General features: G+C 59.8%; 15 protein-coding genes. 9 read left to right on the top strand and 6 right to left on the bottom strand.

Features of this window, described 5'->3' with window-relative positions:
- Nucleotides 1–25: 25 nt before the first annotated feature.
- Nucleotides 26–2,557: a M4 family metallopeptidase gene (locus ACE3TQ_RS07875; protein WP_374581486.1), complete on the bottom strand. Its 2,532-nt coding sequence runs from the start codon at nucleotides 2,555–2,557 to the stop codon at nucleotides 26–28.
- A 349-nt stretch (nucleotides 2,558–2,906) separates the two neighbouring features.
- Between ACE3TQ_RS07875 and ACE3TQ_RS07870 the strand changes: the two genes are divergently transcribed.
- The 3 genes from ACE3TQ_RS07870 to ACE3TQ_RS07860 are packed head-to-tail and all read left to right on the top strand — an operon-like array spanning nucleotide 2,907 to nucleotide 4,468.
- On the top strand, nucleotides 2,907–3,569 hold the full coding sequence (locus tag ACE3TQ_RS07870) for a hypothetical protein (protein WP_374581484.1): 663 nt from the start codon (nucleotides 2,907–2,909) through the stop codon (nucleotides 3,567–3,569).
- Nucleotides 3,570–3,609: 40 nt separating this feature from the next.
- Nucleotides 3,610–3,990, top strand: a complete 381-nt coding sequence (locus ACE3TQ_RS07865; RefSeq protein WP_374581483.1) for a glyoxalase superfamily protein — start codon at nucleotides 3,610–3,612, stop codon at nucleotides 3,988–3,990.
- A 7-nt stretch (nucleotides 3,991–3,997) separates the two neighbouring features.
- Nucleotides 3,998–4,468, top strand: coding sequence for a DUF4124 domain-containing protein (locus ACE3TQ_RS07860; RefSeq protein ID WP_374581482.1), 471 nt, complete (start codon nucleotides 3,998–4,000; stop codon nucleotides 4,466–4,468).
- Here the strand turns inward: ACE3TQ_RS07860 and ACE3TQ_RS07855 are convergent.
- The 3 genes from ACE3TQ_RS07855 to ACE3TQ_RS07845 are packed head-to-tail and all read right to left on the bottom strand — an operon-like array spanning nucleotide 4,465 to nucleotide 7,141.
- Entirely contained in the window at nucleotides 4,465–4,884 is a 420-nt protein-coding gene (locus tag ACE3TQ_RS07855; RefSeq protein WP_374581481.1) for a DUF3052 domain-containing protein, read from the bottom strand. The genes ACE3TQ_RS07860 and ACE3TQ_RS07855 overlap by 4 nt on opposite strands.
- Nucleotides 4,881–6,602, bottom strand: coding sequence for a TRAP transporter large permease subunit (locus tag ACE3TQ_RS07850; RefSeq protein ID WP_374581480.1), 1,722 nt, complete (start codon nucleotides 6,600–6,602; stop codon nucleotides 4,881–4,883). The genes ACE3TQ_RS07855 and ACE3TQ_RS07850 overlap by 4 nt, the downstream gene beginning before the upstream one ends.
- Nucleotides 6,599–7,141 (bottom strand): TRAP transporter small permease subunit, encoded by a 543-nt coding sequence (locus tag ACE3TQ_RS07845; protein ID WP_374581479.1) that lies wholly within the window; start codon nucleotides 7,139–7,141, stop codon nucleotides 6,599–6,601. The genes ACE3TQ_RS07850 and ACE3TQ_RS07845 overlap by 4 nt, the downstream gene beginning before the upstream one ends.
- Nucleotides 7,142–7,271: 130 nt before the next feature.
- Between ACE3TQ_RS07845 and ACE3TQ_RS07840 the strand changes: the two genes are divergently transcribed.
- From ACE3TQ_RS07840 to ACE3TQ_RS07815, 6 genes are all read left to right on the top strand, one after another.
- Entirely contained in the window at nucleotides 7,272–10,145 is a 2,874-nt protein-coding gene (locus ACE3TQ_RS07840; protein WP_374581478.1) for a type VI secretion system Vgr family protein, read from the top strand.
- Nucleotides 10,146–11,027 (top strand): DUF4123 domain-containing protein, encoded by an 882-nt coding sequence (locus ACE3TQ_RS07835; RefSeq protein WP_374581477.1) that lies wholly within the window; start codon nucleotides 10,146–10,148, stop codon nucleotides 11,025–11,027.
- On the top strand, nucleotides 10,976–11,572 hold the full coding sequence (locus tag ACE3TQ_RS07830; RefSeq protein WP_374581476.1) for a DUF3304 domain-containing protein: 597 nt from the start codon (nucleotides 10,976–10,978) through the stop codon (nucleotides 11,570–11,572). The genes ACE3TQ_RS07835 and ACE3TQ_RS07830 overlap by 52 nt, the downstream gene beginning before the upstream one ends.
- On the top strand, nucleotides 11,562–13,541 hold the full coding sequence (locus ACE3TQ_RS07825) for a DUF2235 domain-containing protein (protein WP_374581474.1): 1,980 nt from the start codon (nucleotides 11,562–11,564) through the stop codon (nucleotides 13,539–13,541). The genes ACE3TQ_RS07830 and ACE3TQ_RS07825 overlap by 11 nt, the downstream gene beginning before the upstream one ends.
- Nucleotides 13,542–13,759: 218 nt before the next feature.
- Nucleotides 13,760–14,509 carry a DUF3304 domain-containing protein gene (locus ACE3TQ_RS07820; RefSeq protein WP_374581472.1) on the top strand — a complete coding sequence of 250 codons (750 nt, stop codon included), beginning with the start codon at nucleotides 13,760–13,762 and terminating at the stop codon, nucleotides 14,507–14,509.
- A 151-nt stretch (nucleotides 14,510–14,660) separates the two neighbouring features.
- A complete protein-coding gene (locus ACE3TQ_RS07815) occupies nucleotides 14,661–15,413 on the top strand; it encodes a DUF3304 domain-containing protein (RefSeq protein ID WP_374581470.1) in 753 nt (250 codons plus the stop codon).
- Nucleotides 15,414–15,482: 69 nt separating this feature from the next.
- Here the strand turns inward: ACE3TQ_RS07815 and ACE3TQ_RS07810 are convergent, their stop codons facing one another.
- Nucleotides 15,483–15,824: a hypothetical protein gene (locus ACE3TQ_RS07810; protein WP_374581468.1), complete on the bottom strand. Its 342-nt coding sequence runs from the start codon at nucleotides 15,822–15,824 to the stop codon at nucleotides 15,483–15,485.
- Between the two features lie 6 nt (nucleotides 15,825–15,830).
- Complete coding sequence (locus ACE3TQ_RS07805) at nucleotides 15,831–16,097, bottom strand: hypothetical protein (RefSeq protein WP_374581466.1); 267 nt, start codon at nucleotides 16,095–16,097, stop codon at nucleotides 15,831–15,833.
- Nucleotides 16,098–16,179 lie beyond the last annotated feature (82 nt).

Raw genomic sequence — 16,179 nt, 5'->3', positions numbered from 1 at the left:
GGCGGGGAGTAAAACTTACTGCAGCTTATTGCACTTGCAGGCTGACCTTATCGACCACGAAGGAAGTCTGCAGGTACGAGTCTTCCGTCATGTTGAAGTGCAGGCGCACGCTCTGGCCCTTGTACGGCAGCAGGTTGAAGCTGCGGATCTGGTAGCCGGAAGCCGCGTTCACGTTGCTGTAGGTGGCCAGGGTGCCGAGCGTGGTGCCGGCGCTGTTCTTCACGGTCACCACCAGCTTGTCGTACACGGTGCTGCCCGTCTCCGCGGTATCGATGTGCAGCGCGAACGAGAAGTTGGCCGTGGTCGCGGTGGAAGGGATGGACACGGTCTGGTACAGGGTTTCGGTGGCGGTGCTGCCGTTGCCGCCCAGCCAGGCGAAGCGCGTGCCCTCATACGCGGTCTGGCCGCTGTAGTTGCCGATCACGCCGGTGCTGCCGGCCCATGGCGAGGTGCCCGACTCGAAGCCGCCGTTCACCACCAGCTCGTTCTGCGGCGTGGTGCCGACGGTCAGGGTGGCGTTGTTGGAGGTGGCGGTTTTCACCGGCGAGGAGGAGTCGCTGACCACGGCGTTGAAGACAGCGCCGTTGTCCGCTGCCTGCGCGGTGAAGGAGTAGGTGGCCGAAGTGGCGCCGCTGACCTGGGTGCCGTTGCGGTACCACTTGTAGCTGTACGGCGCGGTGCCGCCCGATGCCGCCACGCTGAAGGTGGCGGTGCCGCCGGCTGCCACGGTCACGTTGTTCGGCTGGGTGGTGATGGTCACGCCGCCCGGCACGCCTGCTTCGTCGACGTCGGTGCCGACGTTGATCGCCGCGTAGGCGCGCTTGACTGCAATGGCTTCCGGGCTGTTCACGCCGTACAGCTGTTCGGCCGCTTCCAGCACCTTGGCGCGCGCGGTGGCGTAGTTGGTGGAGGAGGTGAACTTGGTGGTCGCTGCCTTGAACCAGATGCGGAAGGCTTTGTCGGTACCGATACCGGTCATCGCCAGCGGCTGCTTGTTCAGGTAGGAGCTGTACATCTCACTCGACGAGTTTGAGTTGGAGCCCTTGGACAGGAAGTAGAACATGCGGTTGTTCGGGCCCGAGGAGTAGTGCACGTTCAGGCTGCCCAGGGTGCTGCTCCAGGCGTCTTTCGACTTGCCGTCCTTGGACGGCTTCCACATCCAGCGCAGCGGGTTGCCGCTGCGGCTGATTTCCTTGCCGGTCATCCAGTCGTTGCCGGTGAGCGGGATGGTGTTGCCGGTGCCGCCGGCGCGCGCGTAGGCTTCCACCACTTCGCCGATGATGTCCGAGTTCGATTCATTCAGGCCGCCCGACTCGCCGGAGTAGGTCAGGTTGGAGGTGGCGTCGATCACGCCGTGGCCCATTTCGTGGCCGATCACGTCGATCGAACCCAGGTTGTAGAACATGGTGCCGCCGTCGCCGATGTACATGCACTTGCAGCCCGGGTCGAAGAAGGCGTTGTCGTAGTTGTTGTCGACGTGCACCGCGATATAGGTGGCGGTGTTGTTGCCGTCCAGCGAAGACCAGCCCAGCACGTTCTTCAGCGTGTCGTAGGTGTTCATCAGGCCCCACAGCGCGTTCACCGCAGCGGTCTGGCCGTTGGCGTTGGTGGTGCTGCCGCCGCTGATGTACTGCTGGCCGTCGCCCCAGGTGTTGGTGCTGTTGGTGTAGATCTGGCCCGGGGTCGGGTTCGATTCGGGCGCGTGGTTGGCGTTGGTGATGGCCATGCCGCCGAACTGGCCGCCGGTGCCGCGCGTGGAGTCCAGCATGCGGTAGGTGGAGCCGGACAGCGAGGTGCTGATCGGCACCTGGCCGTTGTACTGGCTATTGCCGGTGCCGACCACGGTCTGCAGCGCGTCCCATTGCTGGATCACGGCGCCGGTGGTGGCGTTCAGCACGGTGTCGCGGTAGATCGGCTTCTTGTCCTTGGACAGGCGGGTTTTGACCAGGTAGGCCAGCTCGTAGTGGTCGACCACTTCTTCCAGGTCGAGCGCATTCAGCTTGCTTTCGGGCTTGTTGGCCGCTTCCTTGGTGCGCACGGTTTTCACCACCGGCCAGATCAGCAGCTCCGCTTCCGGTTTCCAGCGGTGCACGGCGCCGGAAGCGCCGGCGCGCGACATGGCGATGCGGATCGCTTCTTCCGCGTTGAAGGCCGGGGTGGTGTCCGGCGCGCCTTTACCTGCGGCCTTGGCGGCGCGCGAGGCATCGAGACCGTTGCGGCGGTCGGATGCCGACTCGCTGATGATGTCGCCGTTTTCGTCGGTGACCACCACCGATTCCGAGCCGAATACGCGCAGGCCCTGGAAGGTGTGCGCCGCGCGCGCGATGCGCTGGCCGTTGGCGCCGGGGTGCTGGTCGCGCAGCGCGTAGCCATGTTCGCTGTCAAGGCCGGCAGCGGCGCGGCGCGCGTCCAGGCGCGCGGACAGGCTGGCTTTGGCCTCCACGCTCATAGGCTGCGCTGGCGCGGCCATCAGGGCATCCGGCAGGGGACCAGCAACGGCAGGGGCGAAGGGCAGGGCGGCAATGGCTGCGGCCAGCAGGCTTTTGCGAAGTTTCATCGGCTCTCCTTGAGCGTGTGAGGTGGATTGGAGAGCGGGAAGTTATGCCTCTTTTTTTTGCAAGTCAAAAAACTTATAAAAAAAGTCAGATTAAAAATTTTTGTCCATTTTGAGACAATTGATTACATCTTGCTACCTGCTGAGCTAGCGTGGCTTGCATAAAGAAGGCGCACGATTGGCTGGTGATGTAGGGTAGTTACAACGAAATAGAGGGCTTTTTCTAGTTTCGTGTTTGATGCAACACAAATATGTATCTAATTGTCACGTCAACGTTGCACTAGTTGAATTTTGCGTTTTACACTAGCCCGTCATTCGTACGACGTATTACTCAGTGAGGGCGCAATCACTCATGTTGTCCATATCTACCAAAGTCGAAAGGATCGTCACGGAGTCGCCCTTCCTGAGCGAAGGGCTGCGCCGTGGCCTGATCAATTTGTCGGAACTGGCGCGCCAGCTGCAGCCGCAGCTCCAGAACGACCTGTGGAAGCCGGTCGGCCAGGCGGCCGTGGTCATGGCCTTGCGCCGCGTGGCCGAACGCCTGCCCGACAAGGAAACGCAGGAACTGGTGCTGGCCCAGCAATCGGGCCAGCTGACAGCACGCACGGATCTGGTTGAATTCACCTTCCGCCGCTCGGACCGCATCGACGAATGCCACCGCCTGCTGCTGGAACGCGCCGGTACCGGCCACGGCCTGTACCTGACCGTGACGCGCGGCAGCGAAGAGGTGATGGTGGTGTGCAGCCGGCCGTTCATCGGCCTCGTCGAGCAGCTGTTCGCCAGCGAGCGCCTGCTGGCGCGGCTGGAGAACCTGAACGCGGTGACGCTGCAGCTGACCGCCGATTCCTGGCGCACGCCCGGCATCTACCACGCCATCCTGAAAAAGCTGGCGTGGGACAAGGTCAACCTGATCAACCTGATCTCCACGCACACCGAACTCACCCTGCTGCTCGAGAAGGAACACACGGGCGCCGCCTTCAGCGTCCTGTCGAACATGATCGCGCAGAAGCATTGAGGTACACTCCCTGCAGGGTAATTCCTACAGGGAGACGTGCATGGGCGTGAAACGCGAGATGCAGCGCGTGGTGCCGGCCCTGCGGGTGGCCAGTTACGCCGCCAGCAAGCCATTCTATGAATCGCTGGGCTTCCGCGAGCAGTGGACGCACCAGTTCGAGCCGGGCCTGCCGCTGTTCGCGGCCATGGCCTTCGACGGCATGGAAATCTTCCTGAGCGAGCATGCGGGCGATTGCCAGCCCGGCGGGCTGGTACACTTCTACGTAGCGGACGTGGATGCGCTGTTCGACGACTTCCTCGCCTACGGCGTGACGGTGGAGGCCGCCCCCAACAACGACCTCGGGCCCGACCTGCGCATGATGTCCGTACGCGACCCGGACCAGAACCGGCTCAAGTTCCTGACCCAGACCCATTGGGAGTAATTGCAAAATGAAGACAGCGCCGTTGATCGCAGCCTTGTGGCTGGCCGCCGCAGCGCAGGCGGGCGCGCAAAGCCTGTACAAATGCACCGTGGACGGCAAGGTCACCTACCAGTCCATGGCCTGCGCCAAAGGCGGCGAAGCGCTCGACGTGCCGCCGCCGCCGACCGCCGCCCAGGTGAAGGCGGCGCAGGCGCGCGCGCAGGAAGACCGCGAGCGCATGGAGCAGCTGGCCGCGCGCAACCGCGCCCAGCGCGAGCAGCGCGCCAAGGAGGAGGAAGCCGACCTCAAATCGGCGGCTGCCAACAAGCCGCCCGCCAAAGCCGACTGCGACAAGCTGCGCACCCGGCGCGAAGAGCTGTACGGCCAGCGCAACGACAACCGCCGCGCCGGCAACCATGACGCCATGGCCGAAACCCAGAAATCGATCGACAAGCTGGAAAGCGATTACACCAAGGCCGCCTGCGGCCCGCTGGACTAACGCAGCTCTTTGCGCAGCACCAGCTTAAGGCCGGACCAGACCTGGTCCACGGCGCATACCTTCACATCGACCAGTCCCAGCGGCAGGGCAAGCTCGCGGATGGTGTCCTCGGTGATATCGGTGGGCACTTTGGCGGCTTTCTTCGGCCACGATACCCAGAGCGCCGCATCCGGCCGCATGCCCTCGCGCGCGGCCTGCAATTCCTGCGCCAGCACCGCGCGCCGCTCGGCGAAGATATGCAGCACATCGACTGCGGCCGAAAGCCGCGCCGCGAACTGCACGCCATCCGGCACAGGGGCCAGCAGCGCGCTGTAATTGTCCGGCGCATGGCGCGCCAGCACGCGCGTGCCGGCGGCTATTCCCAGTTTTTTCGCCAGCGGCGTCCCGGAATAGCCGGCGCCGACGGCAGCGCTCACTTCTTCTCCTCTTCCGGCTGCGAGAAGTTAAGCTCCGGCTCCTGCTGGTCGTCCTGCTTTTGCGCCGGCAGCGCGTCCGGTATGGCCGGCTGCTCGATCTGCAGGTCGCCCGACTCCACCTTGCCGCCCACGCCCCGGTCCAGGAAGTAGGTCACCGTCTGCGGCAGCGCCGCCACCAGCAGCACCATCAGCATCTGCAGGCCGACCCATGGCAGCGCGCCCCAGTAGATGTCGGAAGACTTCACCTCCTTGGGCGCCACGCCGCGCAGGTAGAACAGGGCAAAGCCGAACGGCGGATGCATGAAGGAGGTCTGCATATTCACGCACAGCATCACGCCGAACCACACCAGCGCCGCCGAAGCCGCCGCTTCCGGGCTGCCCATCATCGGCTCCAGCTCCGGCGCCAGGATCTTCTGCGCCACCGGCGCCAGCATCGGCACCACGATGAAGGCGATCTCGAAGAAATCGAGGAAGAAGGCCAGGAAGAACACGAACAGGTTCACCACCAGCAGGAATCCGATCCAGCCGCCCGGGATGCCGTTGAAAAGGTGCTCCACCCACAGGCCGCCGTCCACGCCCTGGAACACCACCGAGAAGCAGGTGGAGCCGATCAGGATGAACACCACCATGGCCGTCAGGCGCATGGTGGACTGGTAGCTCTGCACGATCAGCTCGCGCAGCGGCTGGATGCGGCTGGCGCGCACCAGCATCCAGGCCACGGCCAAATACAGCACGCCGAGCGAAGCCTGCACATACGGCTTGGCGGCGGCATCGATGCCGGACTGGCCCTTGAAGTAGAAGGTGCCGATCACGGCGGCCAGGGCCAGCGCCACCATGCCGGCGCGGAACACCAGCTTATCGCGCCCGCTGAACTCCGGATGGCGGATCACCGCCAGGATCACCGCGCCCAGCGCGCCCATGGCGCCCGATTCGGTCGGCGTGGCCACGCCCAGCATCATGGTGCCCAGCACCATGAAGATCAGCACCGCCGCCGGGATGATGCCCTGCAGGCACTGCTTCCACAGCGCCCAGCCGCGCGGGCCTTGCTCATGGGTCGGCGCCGCCGGCAGCCACTCAGGCTTCAGGCGCGACAGGATGAAGGTGTACAGCGCGAACAGCGCAATCTGGATCACGGACGGCCCCCAGGCGCCCAGGTACATGCTCCCCACGTCGGCCGCCGCCGTCTGGGTTTTCAGCTGGTCGGCCAGCACCACCAGCACCAGCGAAGGCGGCACCAGCTGGGTGATGGTGCCGGAAGCGGCCAGCACCCCGGTGGCGTAGCGCATGTGGTAACCGTAGCGCATCATCACCGGCAGCGAGATCATGGCCATGGCGATCACCTGCGCCGCCACCGTGCCGGTGATGGCGCCCAGGATAAAGCCGACGATGATCACCGAATAGCCCAGGCCCCCGCGCACGCCGCCGAACAGGCGGCCCATGGAGTCCAGCATATCCTCCGCCAGCCGGCACTTCTCCAGCACCGCGCCCATGAAGGTAAAGAACGGTATCGCCAGCAGCAGGTCGTTGGCCAGCACGCTGCCGAAAATCCGCTGCGGCACCGCCTGCAGGAACGGCACACCGAAGAAGCCTTCCGCAATCGCGATCAGCGCGAAGAACAGGCCCACCGCCAGCAGCGAGAACGCGACCGGGAAGCCGACCAGCATGAACACCACCAGGCCGCCGAACATCAGCGGCGGCATCATCTCCAAAGGAATCATTGCACCGGCCTTTCGTATTTGCTGTCCAGGTGGGCGCGTCCGGCCAGGTGGGCGATGCGCTTGATCAGTTCAGACAGGCCTTGCAGCGTGAGCAGGGCAAAGCCGAGCGGCACGATGAACTTGACCGGCCAGCGCGGCAGGCCGCCGGCATTGCTCGACTGCTCCATGATGGCCCACGACGGCAGGAACAGCGACTCCCACGACAGCCAGGCGAACAGGATGCAGGCCGGGAACAGGAAGAAGACGATGCCGAACACGTCGATCCACAGCTGCTTGCGTTCGGAGACGTGGCCGTACACCAGGTCCACGCGCACATGCTCGTTGCGCTGGAAAGTGTAGCTGGCGCCCAGCATGACGGCGGCCCCGAACAGGTACCACTGCATTTCCAGAAGGGCGTTGGAGCTCCAGTCAAAGCCATAGCGGATCATGGCGTTGCTGGCGCTGATAAAACATGAGGCGAGAATCATCACATTGGCCAGCTGACCGCAACGATAACCTATGCGGTCGAGCCAATGCGACAGCTTGAGTAAGCCCTGCATTGCATCTCCTGATTATTGGATTAGTTGTTGCAAGGATATCAGCCTTCCGAGGCCGAATCACGTACGCCGCAGTTTTCGTATCTCTGCTATTGTATGCCGATTTGATAATTGTTGTGCAAAAGAAACTTTCATGAGGGAAGCCCTTCAACAACAGGTATATGCTGCCCTGGCGCAGTTCACAAGCGCCAGCCGGCTCTATGAACTGCGCTTGCCCAAGGCAGACGACACAAAGGACAGCGGCCTGCTGGTCGAAGCCTTCCTGGCCAGCGACGGCATGCAGGAGCAGGCCGCGCGCGAAGTGATTGCCTTGTCGACCAGTGCCGCTATCAATCCGCGCGGCTTGCTGGGCCATCCGGCCACCTTCCTTGCCAGCCTGGCCGACGGCAGCCGCACCGCCTTCCACGGCTACATCAGCCAGGCCGGTATGCTGGGCAGCGAGGGCGGCTTTGCCCGCTACCGCCTGCGCATCTCGTCCTGGCTTTGGCTGCTGACGCAAGTGCGCAACAGCCGTGTATGGCAGGACAAATCGATTGCCGACATCGTGGACGCGGTGTTCGAAGCCCACGCTCCCTATGCGCAATGGCAGTGGAGCGAAGACGCGCGCGCCGTCCTGGCCGAAATCCCGCCGCGCAGCTATTGCTGCCAATACCGCGAATCGGACTACGATTTCGTGCGCCGCCTGCTGACGGAGGAAGGTATCACCTGGCGCCTGGAAGACGGCGCCGAAAGCCAGACCCTGATGCTGTTTGCCGACAGCCGCGAACAAAGCGCCACCCCGGAAGATGCCAGCAGCAAGGCCGGCGCCGGCCTGCGCTACCACGCCGCGCGCGCGGTGGAACAGGCGGACGCAGTGCAGTCCCTGCGCCGCGAGCGGCGCATGCTGCCGGGCAGCGTCAGCGTCTACAGTTACGACTACAAGGCCAAGAGCCTGGTCGGCAGCACCGTGCCCACCTGCATTAGCGACTTTGGCCGCCACGCCCAACTGCCGGAAAGCTTCGACTATCCTGGCCAATACGCTTTTACCGACAGCGATGACGCGCTACGCTACGCCACCTTGCAGATGCAAGCGCGCGAAGCAGCCAGCCAGCCTTGGGAGTTACGCAGCACCGTGCGCACGCTGCGCGCCGGCACCCGCATAAAACTGACCAACGCTCCGCTGGAGCTGCCAGATGGCGGCAGCGAGTTCGTGCTCACGCGCGTCTGCAGCGCAGGCCTCAACAATCTTCCCGCCGCTGCGCGGCAAGGCCTTGCAGAACTGTTCGGCCCCGTGCCCGAGTTGCTCGAACAATTGGCCGTTCCTCTCGCCGGCGCAGTCTCCGACTTGCCTGCCTTGCTCAAGCAAGCCAGCGGCACTGGCTATGCCAACAGCTGCCAGGCGCTACCCGCCACTATTCCATGGCGGCCCATGCTGGAAAGCAGCGATGGCCGCCAGCATGCCAAGCCGACCGCACATGGCAGCCAGAGCGCCATCGTCGTCGATGCCGACGGCAATGACCGTCCCGGCTCCGCTGGAGAGATCTGCTGCGACCGGCTGGGCCGCGTCCGTATCCGCTTCCACTGGCAAGGGGAGGGCGCCGCCACCTGCTGGGTGCGCGTTGCCCAGCGCCTGGCCGGCGGCGGCATGGGCAGCCAGTTCCTGCCCCGCATCGGCCAGGAAGTGCTGGTGCAGTTCATTGAAAACGACATCGACCGTCCCATCGTCGTCGGCGCACTGTACAACGGCCAGGGCGAAAGCGGCACCGCGCCCACCCCGGGCGGCGCGACTGCCCAGCAGGCGGACGACCATTACGCCCAGGCGCACGACCACGCGCCATCGGCGCAAGGCAACCTGGCTGGCGGCCACGCCCCGGTCTGGCACGGCGCGGGCGCCAGCAGCGCCGCGCACCGCAATGGTTCCGCCATGTGGGGCCTGCGCAGCAAAGAGTTCAACGGCAGCGGCTATAACCAGCTGCTGTTCGACGACACAGACAACCAGGGCCGTGTGCAGTTGCGCACCACGCAGTCCGCCACGGAACTGAACCTGGGACATCTGCTGCACAGCGCCGACAACTATCGCGGCAGCCTGCGCGGACAGGGCGCCGAACTGCGCACCGATGCCTACGGCGCCGTGCGTGCCGGCGCTGGCCTGCTGGTCACCAGCTACAAGGTCGCGCACAGTGCCGCCCAACGCGAACCTGCCGGCGACAACGCCGCCGGCATCGCCATGCTCAAGCAAGCGGTCAAGCTGGGCGAAACCTTCAGCGATGCCGCAGTCAAGCACGGCACCATCGGGCTGGCATCGCATATGGGAGCGCACAAGCCCAAGGCCAGCGTACTCGATGAGAAAGAGGCGCCGCTGCAATCGCTGCTGACGGCCGTTTCCGGCATGGTCGGCGGCGCCAGCCTGGACGCCGCGCAAGCCGATTCCGGCGAACGCACGACAAGTCCCGGCTCGGGCAATCTGCCGCATAGCGCCGACCCAGTCATCGCCATCAGCGCCAAAGACGGCCTGGCAATGACGGCCGCGCGCGACCTGCAAGTGGCCGCAGGCGAGACCGCCATCGCGATGTCCGGCGCCGACGCGCAACTCGCCACCGGCGCGCAACTTCGCATCCACACGCAGCAGTCGATCGGCATGCTGGGTGGCGCCGTCAAACCGGGTGAGAAGGATTTGGGAATGCAGTTCATCGCCGCCCGCGATCCGATCGACGTGCAGGCGCAAGCCGGCGAGCTGACGGTGCAGGCGCGCGACGTGATCAACGTAAAGAGCTCCAACGCCCACATCGACTGGGCCTCTGCCAAGAAGATCAGCCTCTCCACCGCCGGCGGCGCCAACATCACCATCGACGGCGGCAATATCACCGTGCAGTGCCCGGGCAAGATTGAGATCAAGGCGGGCAAGAAGTCGCTCGTAGGACCTGAGAGAGCTGAGTACAGGTTCCCAGAACTGCCTTCCAGCGCGCCGGTGTGCGTTGAATGCCTCATCAAAGCATTAAGGTCAGGTTCGCCTGTAGCGGTGGTCTAAATGACAAAGAATGTGGAAGTATTCGGGCAGGATCCTGCAAATGTACCCAAAGCACTGTTGCGTTTAACGGAACGTGCGCGAGCGCAGAAAGGCCTGTATTGGGCGGCATTAATTGACTCAGCCTTTGATTACCCCAAGGCGGAAGATGCGCCGTACTGGCGACATTCGTTAAATTGCTATGGTGGCGCGCCTTATGAAGGCCTGTCTAAAGCGGCTCCAATGCTAATGCCAATTGACCCGCACAATGGCCAGTCAACTTTGACCAATTTGCTGCGCCATTGTCACGACCGGCCCATGATCAGTTTCCTCGCCAGCCGAGTTCCGCTGGATGAGCTATGCACTGAGTGGGAGCCCCTCCACTGGATTACGGTTGTAGATCAGCAGCGGATGTTGCTCCGTCTCGCCGACACGCGCACGCTTTCTGAACTGCCCCGAGTACTCACGCCTCAACAATGGTCAGCAATTGCGGGATCAGTGGCGGAATGGCTGATCCTTGATCGGGGTGGGTGCCTCACCCCACTGGTGGTTCCAAAACCACTTAATGGCGCACCGACGAGAATAAATTTAGATCAAGCACAACTGGGGGCTTTGCTTGCTGCGGCTGAGCCTGACAACGTGATGTCGATGATATCAACCTCAATGTCAGACATTTTGCCGACGGGGATGCTTAACTCGGAGCGCTACGCGTATATTGCGCTGAGTTGTGAAATTGCGAGGAAGTACGAAGTAAGCAATTGGGCTGATGTTGTATCGTTTTCTGTCGCGGCATTCCTATCAGAGGGGAGATCGATACATGATGAGGGAGTGGCTAGGTTTTTAAAGGCGAAAGCATGGGAAGATGGTGGTTTGGGGATGGCGCTGGTGACAGAAGGATTGATCTGAGTATGCATTTTTTTGATACGAATATCGGCTTTTCGAGGATGAAGCGTTTTTTTGCTTCCATGCTAGGAATTGCATTCTTGTCCTTGTTGGCATCGTGCGGCGAACGCACTGTAACCGCGACGATAAAGGGTTTTAATCACACGAAAGATCGGTACATCCACGTATTTTTCGTGAATGGTGCCATGGGACCCAATGTGGAGCCGGAAGGTGGTGGTGGGAAACGTACTTGCTGTGTTTTGCTTCCCGCCCAATGGCGTCCCGGGATGCGAGCCAGAATATCCTGGGAATATGGTCTCGAAGCAGGTGAGAAACCTTTGCCCGAACAGTCAGTAGAAGTTGAAATCCCGCGATATGGTAATCCAGTTGGTGATTTTCACGTGCATTTTTATAACGACCATAAAGTGAAGGTGGTGGTTTCAAGCTGCTCACCGGAACATCCGCTTTACCCAATGGATGACTTGTCTCGATTGCCCTGGAAGGCCGATTCAACTATGGATGAATATTTAAAGTGGGAGAGTCAAACAGGAGAGCGGCATGAGTGCTAAATTTCAATCCGCCAAGAATCCAGAACTCTTTCAAAGCCGATCAAACTCCCGCCCGCTTAATGCTCGAGAGTTGATGTTGCGCGCAAAAGCATTATGCGCAAAGCGCGTCGGGAAATCGGCTCTTAGTTGTTCTGGTCAAATATTTGCTGGCTTCTTTTTCGATGGAACTGGCAACAATATGCAGAGAGATTTCAAATCTGTTGAGCAATATCCGTCAAAGCATCAGCATAGTAATGTAGTCAGACTATTCCATGCATTCCCTGATGCACAAGACACTGGGACAGATAAGTACTATGCAGCATATATTCCTGGCGTTGGAACTCCGTTTAAAGAGATCGATGACGATGGCGGAAAAATGGGCACTGCAATGTCCTGGAATGGCGAGCCACGAATATTTTGGGCGATGCTCGAATTACTCAATTTTGTGAGTGATTACGTCTCGCGGGACGAGTTAATAAGCAATGAGCGGCAAAGGAATATTGCCAATAATTTGGGCGGTATAGGCTCAACGGCATTCATGCGAAATAATGCATTCAGAATTTGGACTGCACGGTTAAGTGAGAGGATAAAGAAGCGCCGCGCGAGTATCCCAGAACTCGAGTGCATTAGCGTCTCGGTCTTTGGTTTCTCGCGGGGGGCTGCGGAATCTCGTGCATTTGTGAATTGGCTGTTCGAAATTTGCGAGGAAAAAGGAGGTACGCACTATCTGGCAGGCATTCCTCTGATCATTAATTTTCTAGGGATTTTTGATACGGTTGCTTCTGTCGGGATTGCGAATGCCTACACGTCGGGAATATTAAAAGCTGATGGGCATCAATCATGGGCAGATAACAATATGCAGGTACACAAGCACGTTCAGAGTTGCTTGCATATTGTAGCGGCGCATGAGGTCCGCTCAACATTTCCCTTGGATTCTGTTCGAGTGGAGGGTATATATCCTCCGAATGTAAGAGAGTACGTTTATCCAGGTGCCCATTCTGATGTGGGGGGAGGGTACTCGCGTCGAGCTCAAGGAAAAACCGATGCGTTGGCGCGCATTGCGGGATTCGAGATGTACTGTGCGGCACTGGCAGCTGGTGTTCCCTTTTACATGCTTCACGAGATGAAGCAAGGTGCCCGGGAAGCATTAGTGCCCACTCAAGCGGCTGTGAACGCATTCCAAACGTATATGAGCCATGCCAGAGTTAAAGAGGCTCCCGTTGAAGATATGATGCGCCAACACATGGCGCACTACTTTACGTATCGATATCAAGCGCGGAAGATCAAGGGGTCGAATCCGAACGCGAGCTATTACTACTCTCGAAATTTTTTCAAAGCAGCGTCAGCTGAGCGCGAATATCTCCGCGATACACAGCAGCATTTCATTGCGATATTGGCTCGTGCAGTGAAGATGATGGATAAGGTAATGCAAGGCACCAGCTGGTGCGACCACCCGCTTCCCCAGCCTTATCGGAGCACTTTGCTTGCTTCACATCCTGATCCTCAATTTCCAGCAGATCTCATCATCCATAAAGTTGCAGTGCGCGGAAGTGCACTTTATGACGATGCCGAAGACGGAAGTGCCGATCAAGTCGCGCAGCAAATGGGCGCGAAAGTTGATGCTTGGTTTAAGTGGCTTGCAGATAATAACTATGCATATCTGGTTGATGAGGATGCGCCGGAGCGTGACATCGTGAGTGTTCTGCAGAGTTTGAGTGAAGAGCCACAGGCCATGGAGCTCGTTGAGTTCTTCGACCAATGGGTACATGACTCTATGGCTGGACTAGCGAAAGATGGTCTTAACGAGTTCCTCGCGAATGGCACCGGAATGGCAAAGTTCCGCAAAGTTTACTTCGGGAATGAAGAAGACTCGATCATCCGAAATTCGGTCGCAGAGGAGAACGCCAGAAAGCTACGGGTTGCACGTGCAAAACGAGCTCAGAAGAAGCAATGGGATCTCGATGCCATTGAGTACGCGCGCACTCGGTAATTTTTGGCTGACATAATCCCCAATATTATCTGCCATGCCGCTAGCGGCGTGCTCCACGCACACTCTAAAGGCTGAATTTAGTTATGGCGCTAGCGCAGGGAGCGGCCCGAAAATCCGGCAGTAATTACAGCCGCATTTCTAAATGCGCCTAAGTGACGTGTCCGTCGAATCGGGGGAATGCCAGGTGTCCACGATCGCGCCTGAGACGGGATTGAAGAATGAAGCTCAAACGCATTTTGAAATACGCGGCACTTGGCGGCTGCGTGTTGATCTCAGCGTGTCAGTCGGAGCCAGTTGGCGTTCCAGTACATGCCGTTAATTACACAGAGGACGAGATCACCTACAGGATTGTCGATCCCAAAGACGATGAGAACCGTGCCGGTGGCGAGACGATCAACTCGTTTGGCGCTGGCGGTCTTATGTGCTGTTACTCAGTTCCAGGGAAGTGGCAGCCGGGTATCAAGGTCGAACTGCAAGTTGAGCTCTGGCTAACGTCTCAACAGAATGGCCCTGACGGAAGTCCAAGGAGAGAGAAGCAAACCGTAATCTTGGACCTCCCCAAGCCTGTCGATGATGAACCGAACGAGCTTTGGGTAATTCGCAATCCTGATGGAGCGTTTGATCTGGTCGCATGCAATTGTGGCCCATCGCACGAAAAGTGGCCGGGAAAGATCAAGGGCATGCCAATCGCATCGGAATCATATCGCCGGAAGTTGATTCGGCGTGACTTGGCGTTGCTTGAGGATACCTTGCGGACTTTTAAGGAAGCACAGGATGAGTTAACCAAAGACCCTGTTCGGTACGCGAAGCAGCAATGGGAAACTGATTCTAGACACCGCAGGGAAGATATATCGAAGTATACCGGCCCCTCTGACAAGCAGTACATCGCATTCTTGAAAGCAGAGACAGATGAAATTGTGGCGAGCACGGACAAGAAGATTGCGGCATTGCGGAAGGAAACCCATTGATGGCAGAGCTTCGTTCGACGTTGCGTCGCATCGACGCGCCCTGTCCTCATCAGATGAGCTGCGCATTTTTCAGGAGCATGACGGCCCGGAGCTTGGCATGGAATGCGAAGCGAAGAATGTCCCACCTTCGCGCTCAAGACGGAATTGAGGAATGAAGCTCGAACGCATTTTGAAATACGCGGTACTTGGCGGCTGCGTATTGATCTCAGCGTGTCAGTCGGAACCAGTTGGCGTTCCAGTCCATGCCGTTAATTACACAGAGGATGAGATCACCTACAGGATCGTCGATCCCAAAGACGGTGAGAACCGCGCCGGCGGCGAGACGATCAACTCGTTTGGCGCCGGCGGTCTTATGTGCTGCTATACAGTTCCTGAAAAATGGCAGCCGGGTATCAAGGTCGAACTGCAACTAGAACTCTGGCTTACTTCGCAACCGAATGGCCCTGACGGAAGTCCAAGGAGAGTGAAGCAATCCGTAACCTTGGATCTCCCCAAGCCGGTCGATGAACGCCCAAGCGAACTCTGGGTGATTCGCAACCCTGACGGAACGTTTGACCTGATCGCATGCAACTGTGGTCCATCACACGAAAAGTGGCCCGGCAAGATTAAAGGCATGCCGATCGCATCCAAATCACATAGGGAAAAGTTGATTCGACGTGATCTGTCCGAAGCGGAGGATGTGCTTCAAAGATTCAGCAAGCTAAAACGGGAGCTTGATGACGATCCGATCCCCTACGCAAAGGAAAATTGGGAGTTCAGAAAGGAGCAAGGCGAGGCGTCGCTGCTCGCGTCATATTCAGGACCGAATGATCAGCGCTATGTGGAATTTCTGAAGAAGGAGGCTGATGAGATGATCACATACGCTGAAGGAAGAATTTCCAGATTGAAGAATGAGCTACCGTAATGGCTGATCTATCTTCACGACGAATCTGGCAGGGTCTGTGACCACATCCCATTCCCCCGCCAGTACGCATTACAGCGCGTTGACGTTCTCCAGGCTGATTATGAAGACGTATATCGGCAGCACGACGAAGAACGCCAGGCAGCCCAGTATCAAGCTCCATTCGACAAGCACGCCGCGCTTGCGCCGCAACAGGGTGGCGCCGACGATCAAGCCAACACAGGCCGCCATGGCTAAGGCAATCATGAAAAGCATGCCCATTGCCTGTCCAACCGCCGCGCCGGCGTAGCCGGATGGGACGCGGCCGAAAGAATCCAGCGAAAGGGCGACGGCCGTGGATGAAATGGCCTCGGCAACGGCAATCGCGAAGCCGGTCAGGGCGGCGCGCCATAAGGGTCTACGGTTGTGGTTCATGCAGCGTCAGAGGAACGGTGTGGCGAGGAAGAATATGTAGCCCGGGATAATGCCGCTGATTGTCAGCATGCCGATCATGATCCCCCATTCCTGCCAAAACCTGCGGCGTGTGCGGAGGAAGCTGAAACCTGAGAGCGGGCCGACGAACAGGGCGCCAAGGCCGGCGAACAGTCCGCCGAAGATGATGGTCATGCCGTAATAGGACTTGTCCTGCCGGGTATCGGCCCACTCCAGGGCTGCGTAGCCAACGGCAAACACCAGGGTGAGCGCCATGAATGTGCCAAGGAGTACGGCATGCCAGGCGGCGCGCTGGCGGGGTAGATGCGACTGCAAGAGGTTTCCTTCGTGAGTGCCC

This window comes from Pseudoduganella sp. (genome assembly GCF_041914865.1).
Lineage (GTDB): Bacteria > Pseudomonadota > Gammaproteobacteria > Burkholderiales > Burkholderiaceae_D > Rugamonas.
The sequence above is the reverse complement of the archived record's forward strand: the minus strand, read 5'-3'. Positions and strand labels throughout refer to the sequence as shown.

Excerpts from the sequence above, each read along its gene's own strand:
- ACE3TQ_RS07860 (WP_374581482.1), top strand. The coding sequence starts at position 3,998 with ATGAAGACAGCGCCGTTGATCGCAGCCTTGTGGCTGGCCGCCGCAGCG.
- ACE3TQ_RS07810 (WP_374581468.1), bottom strand. The coding sequence starts at position 15,824 with ATGAACCACAACCGTAGACCCTTATGGCGCGCCGCCCTGACCGGCTTC.
- ACE3TQ_RS07825 (WP_374581474.1), top strand. The coding sequence starts at position 11,562 with ATGAGTGCTAAATTTCAATCCGCCAAGAATCCAGAACTCTTTCAAAGC.
- ACE3TQ_RS07840 (WP_374581478.1), top strand. The coding sequence starts at position 7,272 with ATGAGGGAAGCCCTTCAACAACAGGTATATGCTGCCCTGGCGCAGTTC.
- ACE3TQ_RS07815 (WP_374581470.1), top strand. The coding sequence starts at position 14,661 with ATGAAGCTCGAACGCATTTTGAAATACGCGGTACTTGGCGGCTGCGTA.
- ACE3TQ_RS07870 (WP_374581484.1), top strand. The coding sequence starts at position 2,907 with ATGTTGTCCATATCTACCAAAGTCGAAAGGATCGTCACGGAGTCGCCC.
- ACE3TQ_RS07820 (WP_374581472.1), top strand. The coding sequence starts at position 13,760 with ATGAAGCTCAAACGCATTTTGAAATACGCGGCACTTGGCGGCTGCGTG.
- ACE3TQ_RS07835 (WP_374581477.1), top strand. The coding sequence starts at position 10,146 with ATGACAAAGAATGTGGAAGTATTCGGGCAGGATCCTGCAAATGTACCC.
- ACE3TQ_RS07850 (WP_374581480.1), bottom strand. The coding sequence starts at position 6,602 with ATGATTCCTTTGGAGATGATGCCGCCGCTGATGTTCGGCGGCCTGGTG.
- ACE3TQ_RS07865 (WP_374581483.1), top strand. The coding sequence starts at position 3,610 with ATGGGCGTGAAACGCGAGATGCAGCGCGTGGTGCCGGCCCTGCGGGTG.
- ACE3TQ_RS07805 (WP_374581466.1), bottom strand. The coding sequence starts at position 16,097 with ATGGCGCTCACCCTGGTGTTTGCCGTTGGCTACGCAGCCCTGGAGTGG.
- ACE3TQ_RS07845 (WP_374581479.1), bottom strand. The coding sequence starts at position 7,141 with ATGCAGGGCTTACTCAAGCTGTCGCATTGGCTCGACCGCATAGGTTAT.
- ACE3TQ_RS07830 (WP_374581476.1), top strand. The coding sequence starts at position 10,976 with ATGGGAAGATGGTGGTTTGGGGATGGCGCTGGTGACAGAAGGATTGAT.
- ACE3TQ_RS07875 (WP_374581486.1), bottom strand. The coding sequence starts at position 2,557 with ATGAAACTTCGCAAAAGCCTGCTGGCCGCAGCCATTGCCGCCCTGCCC.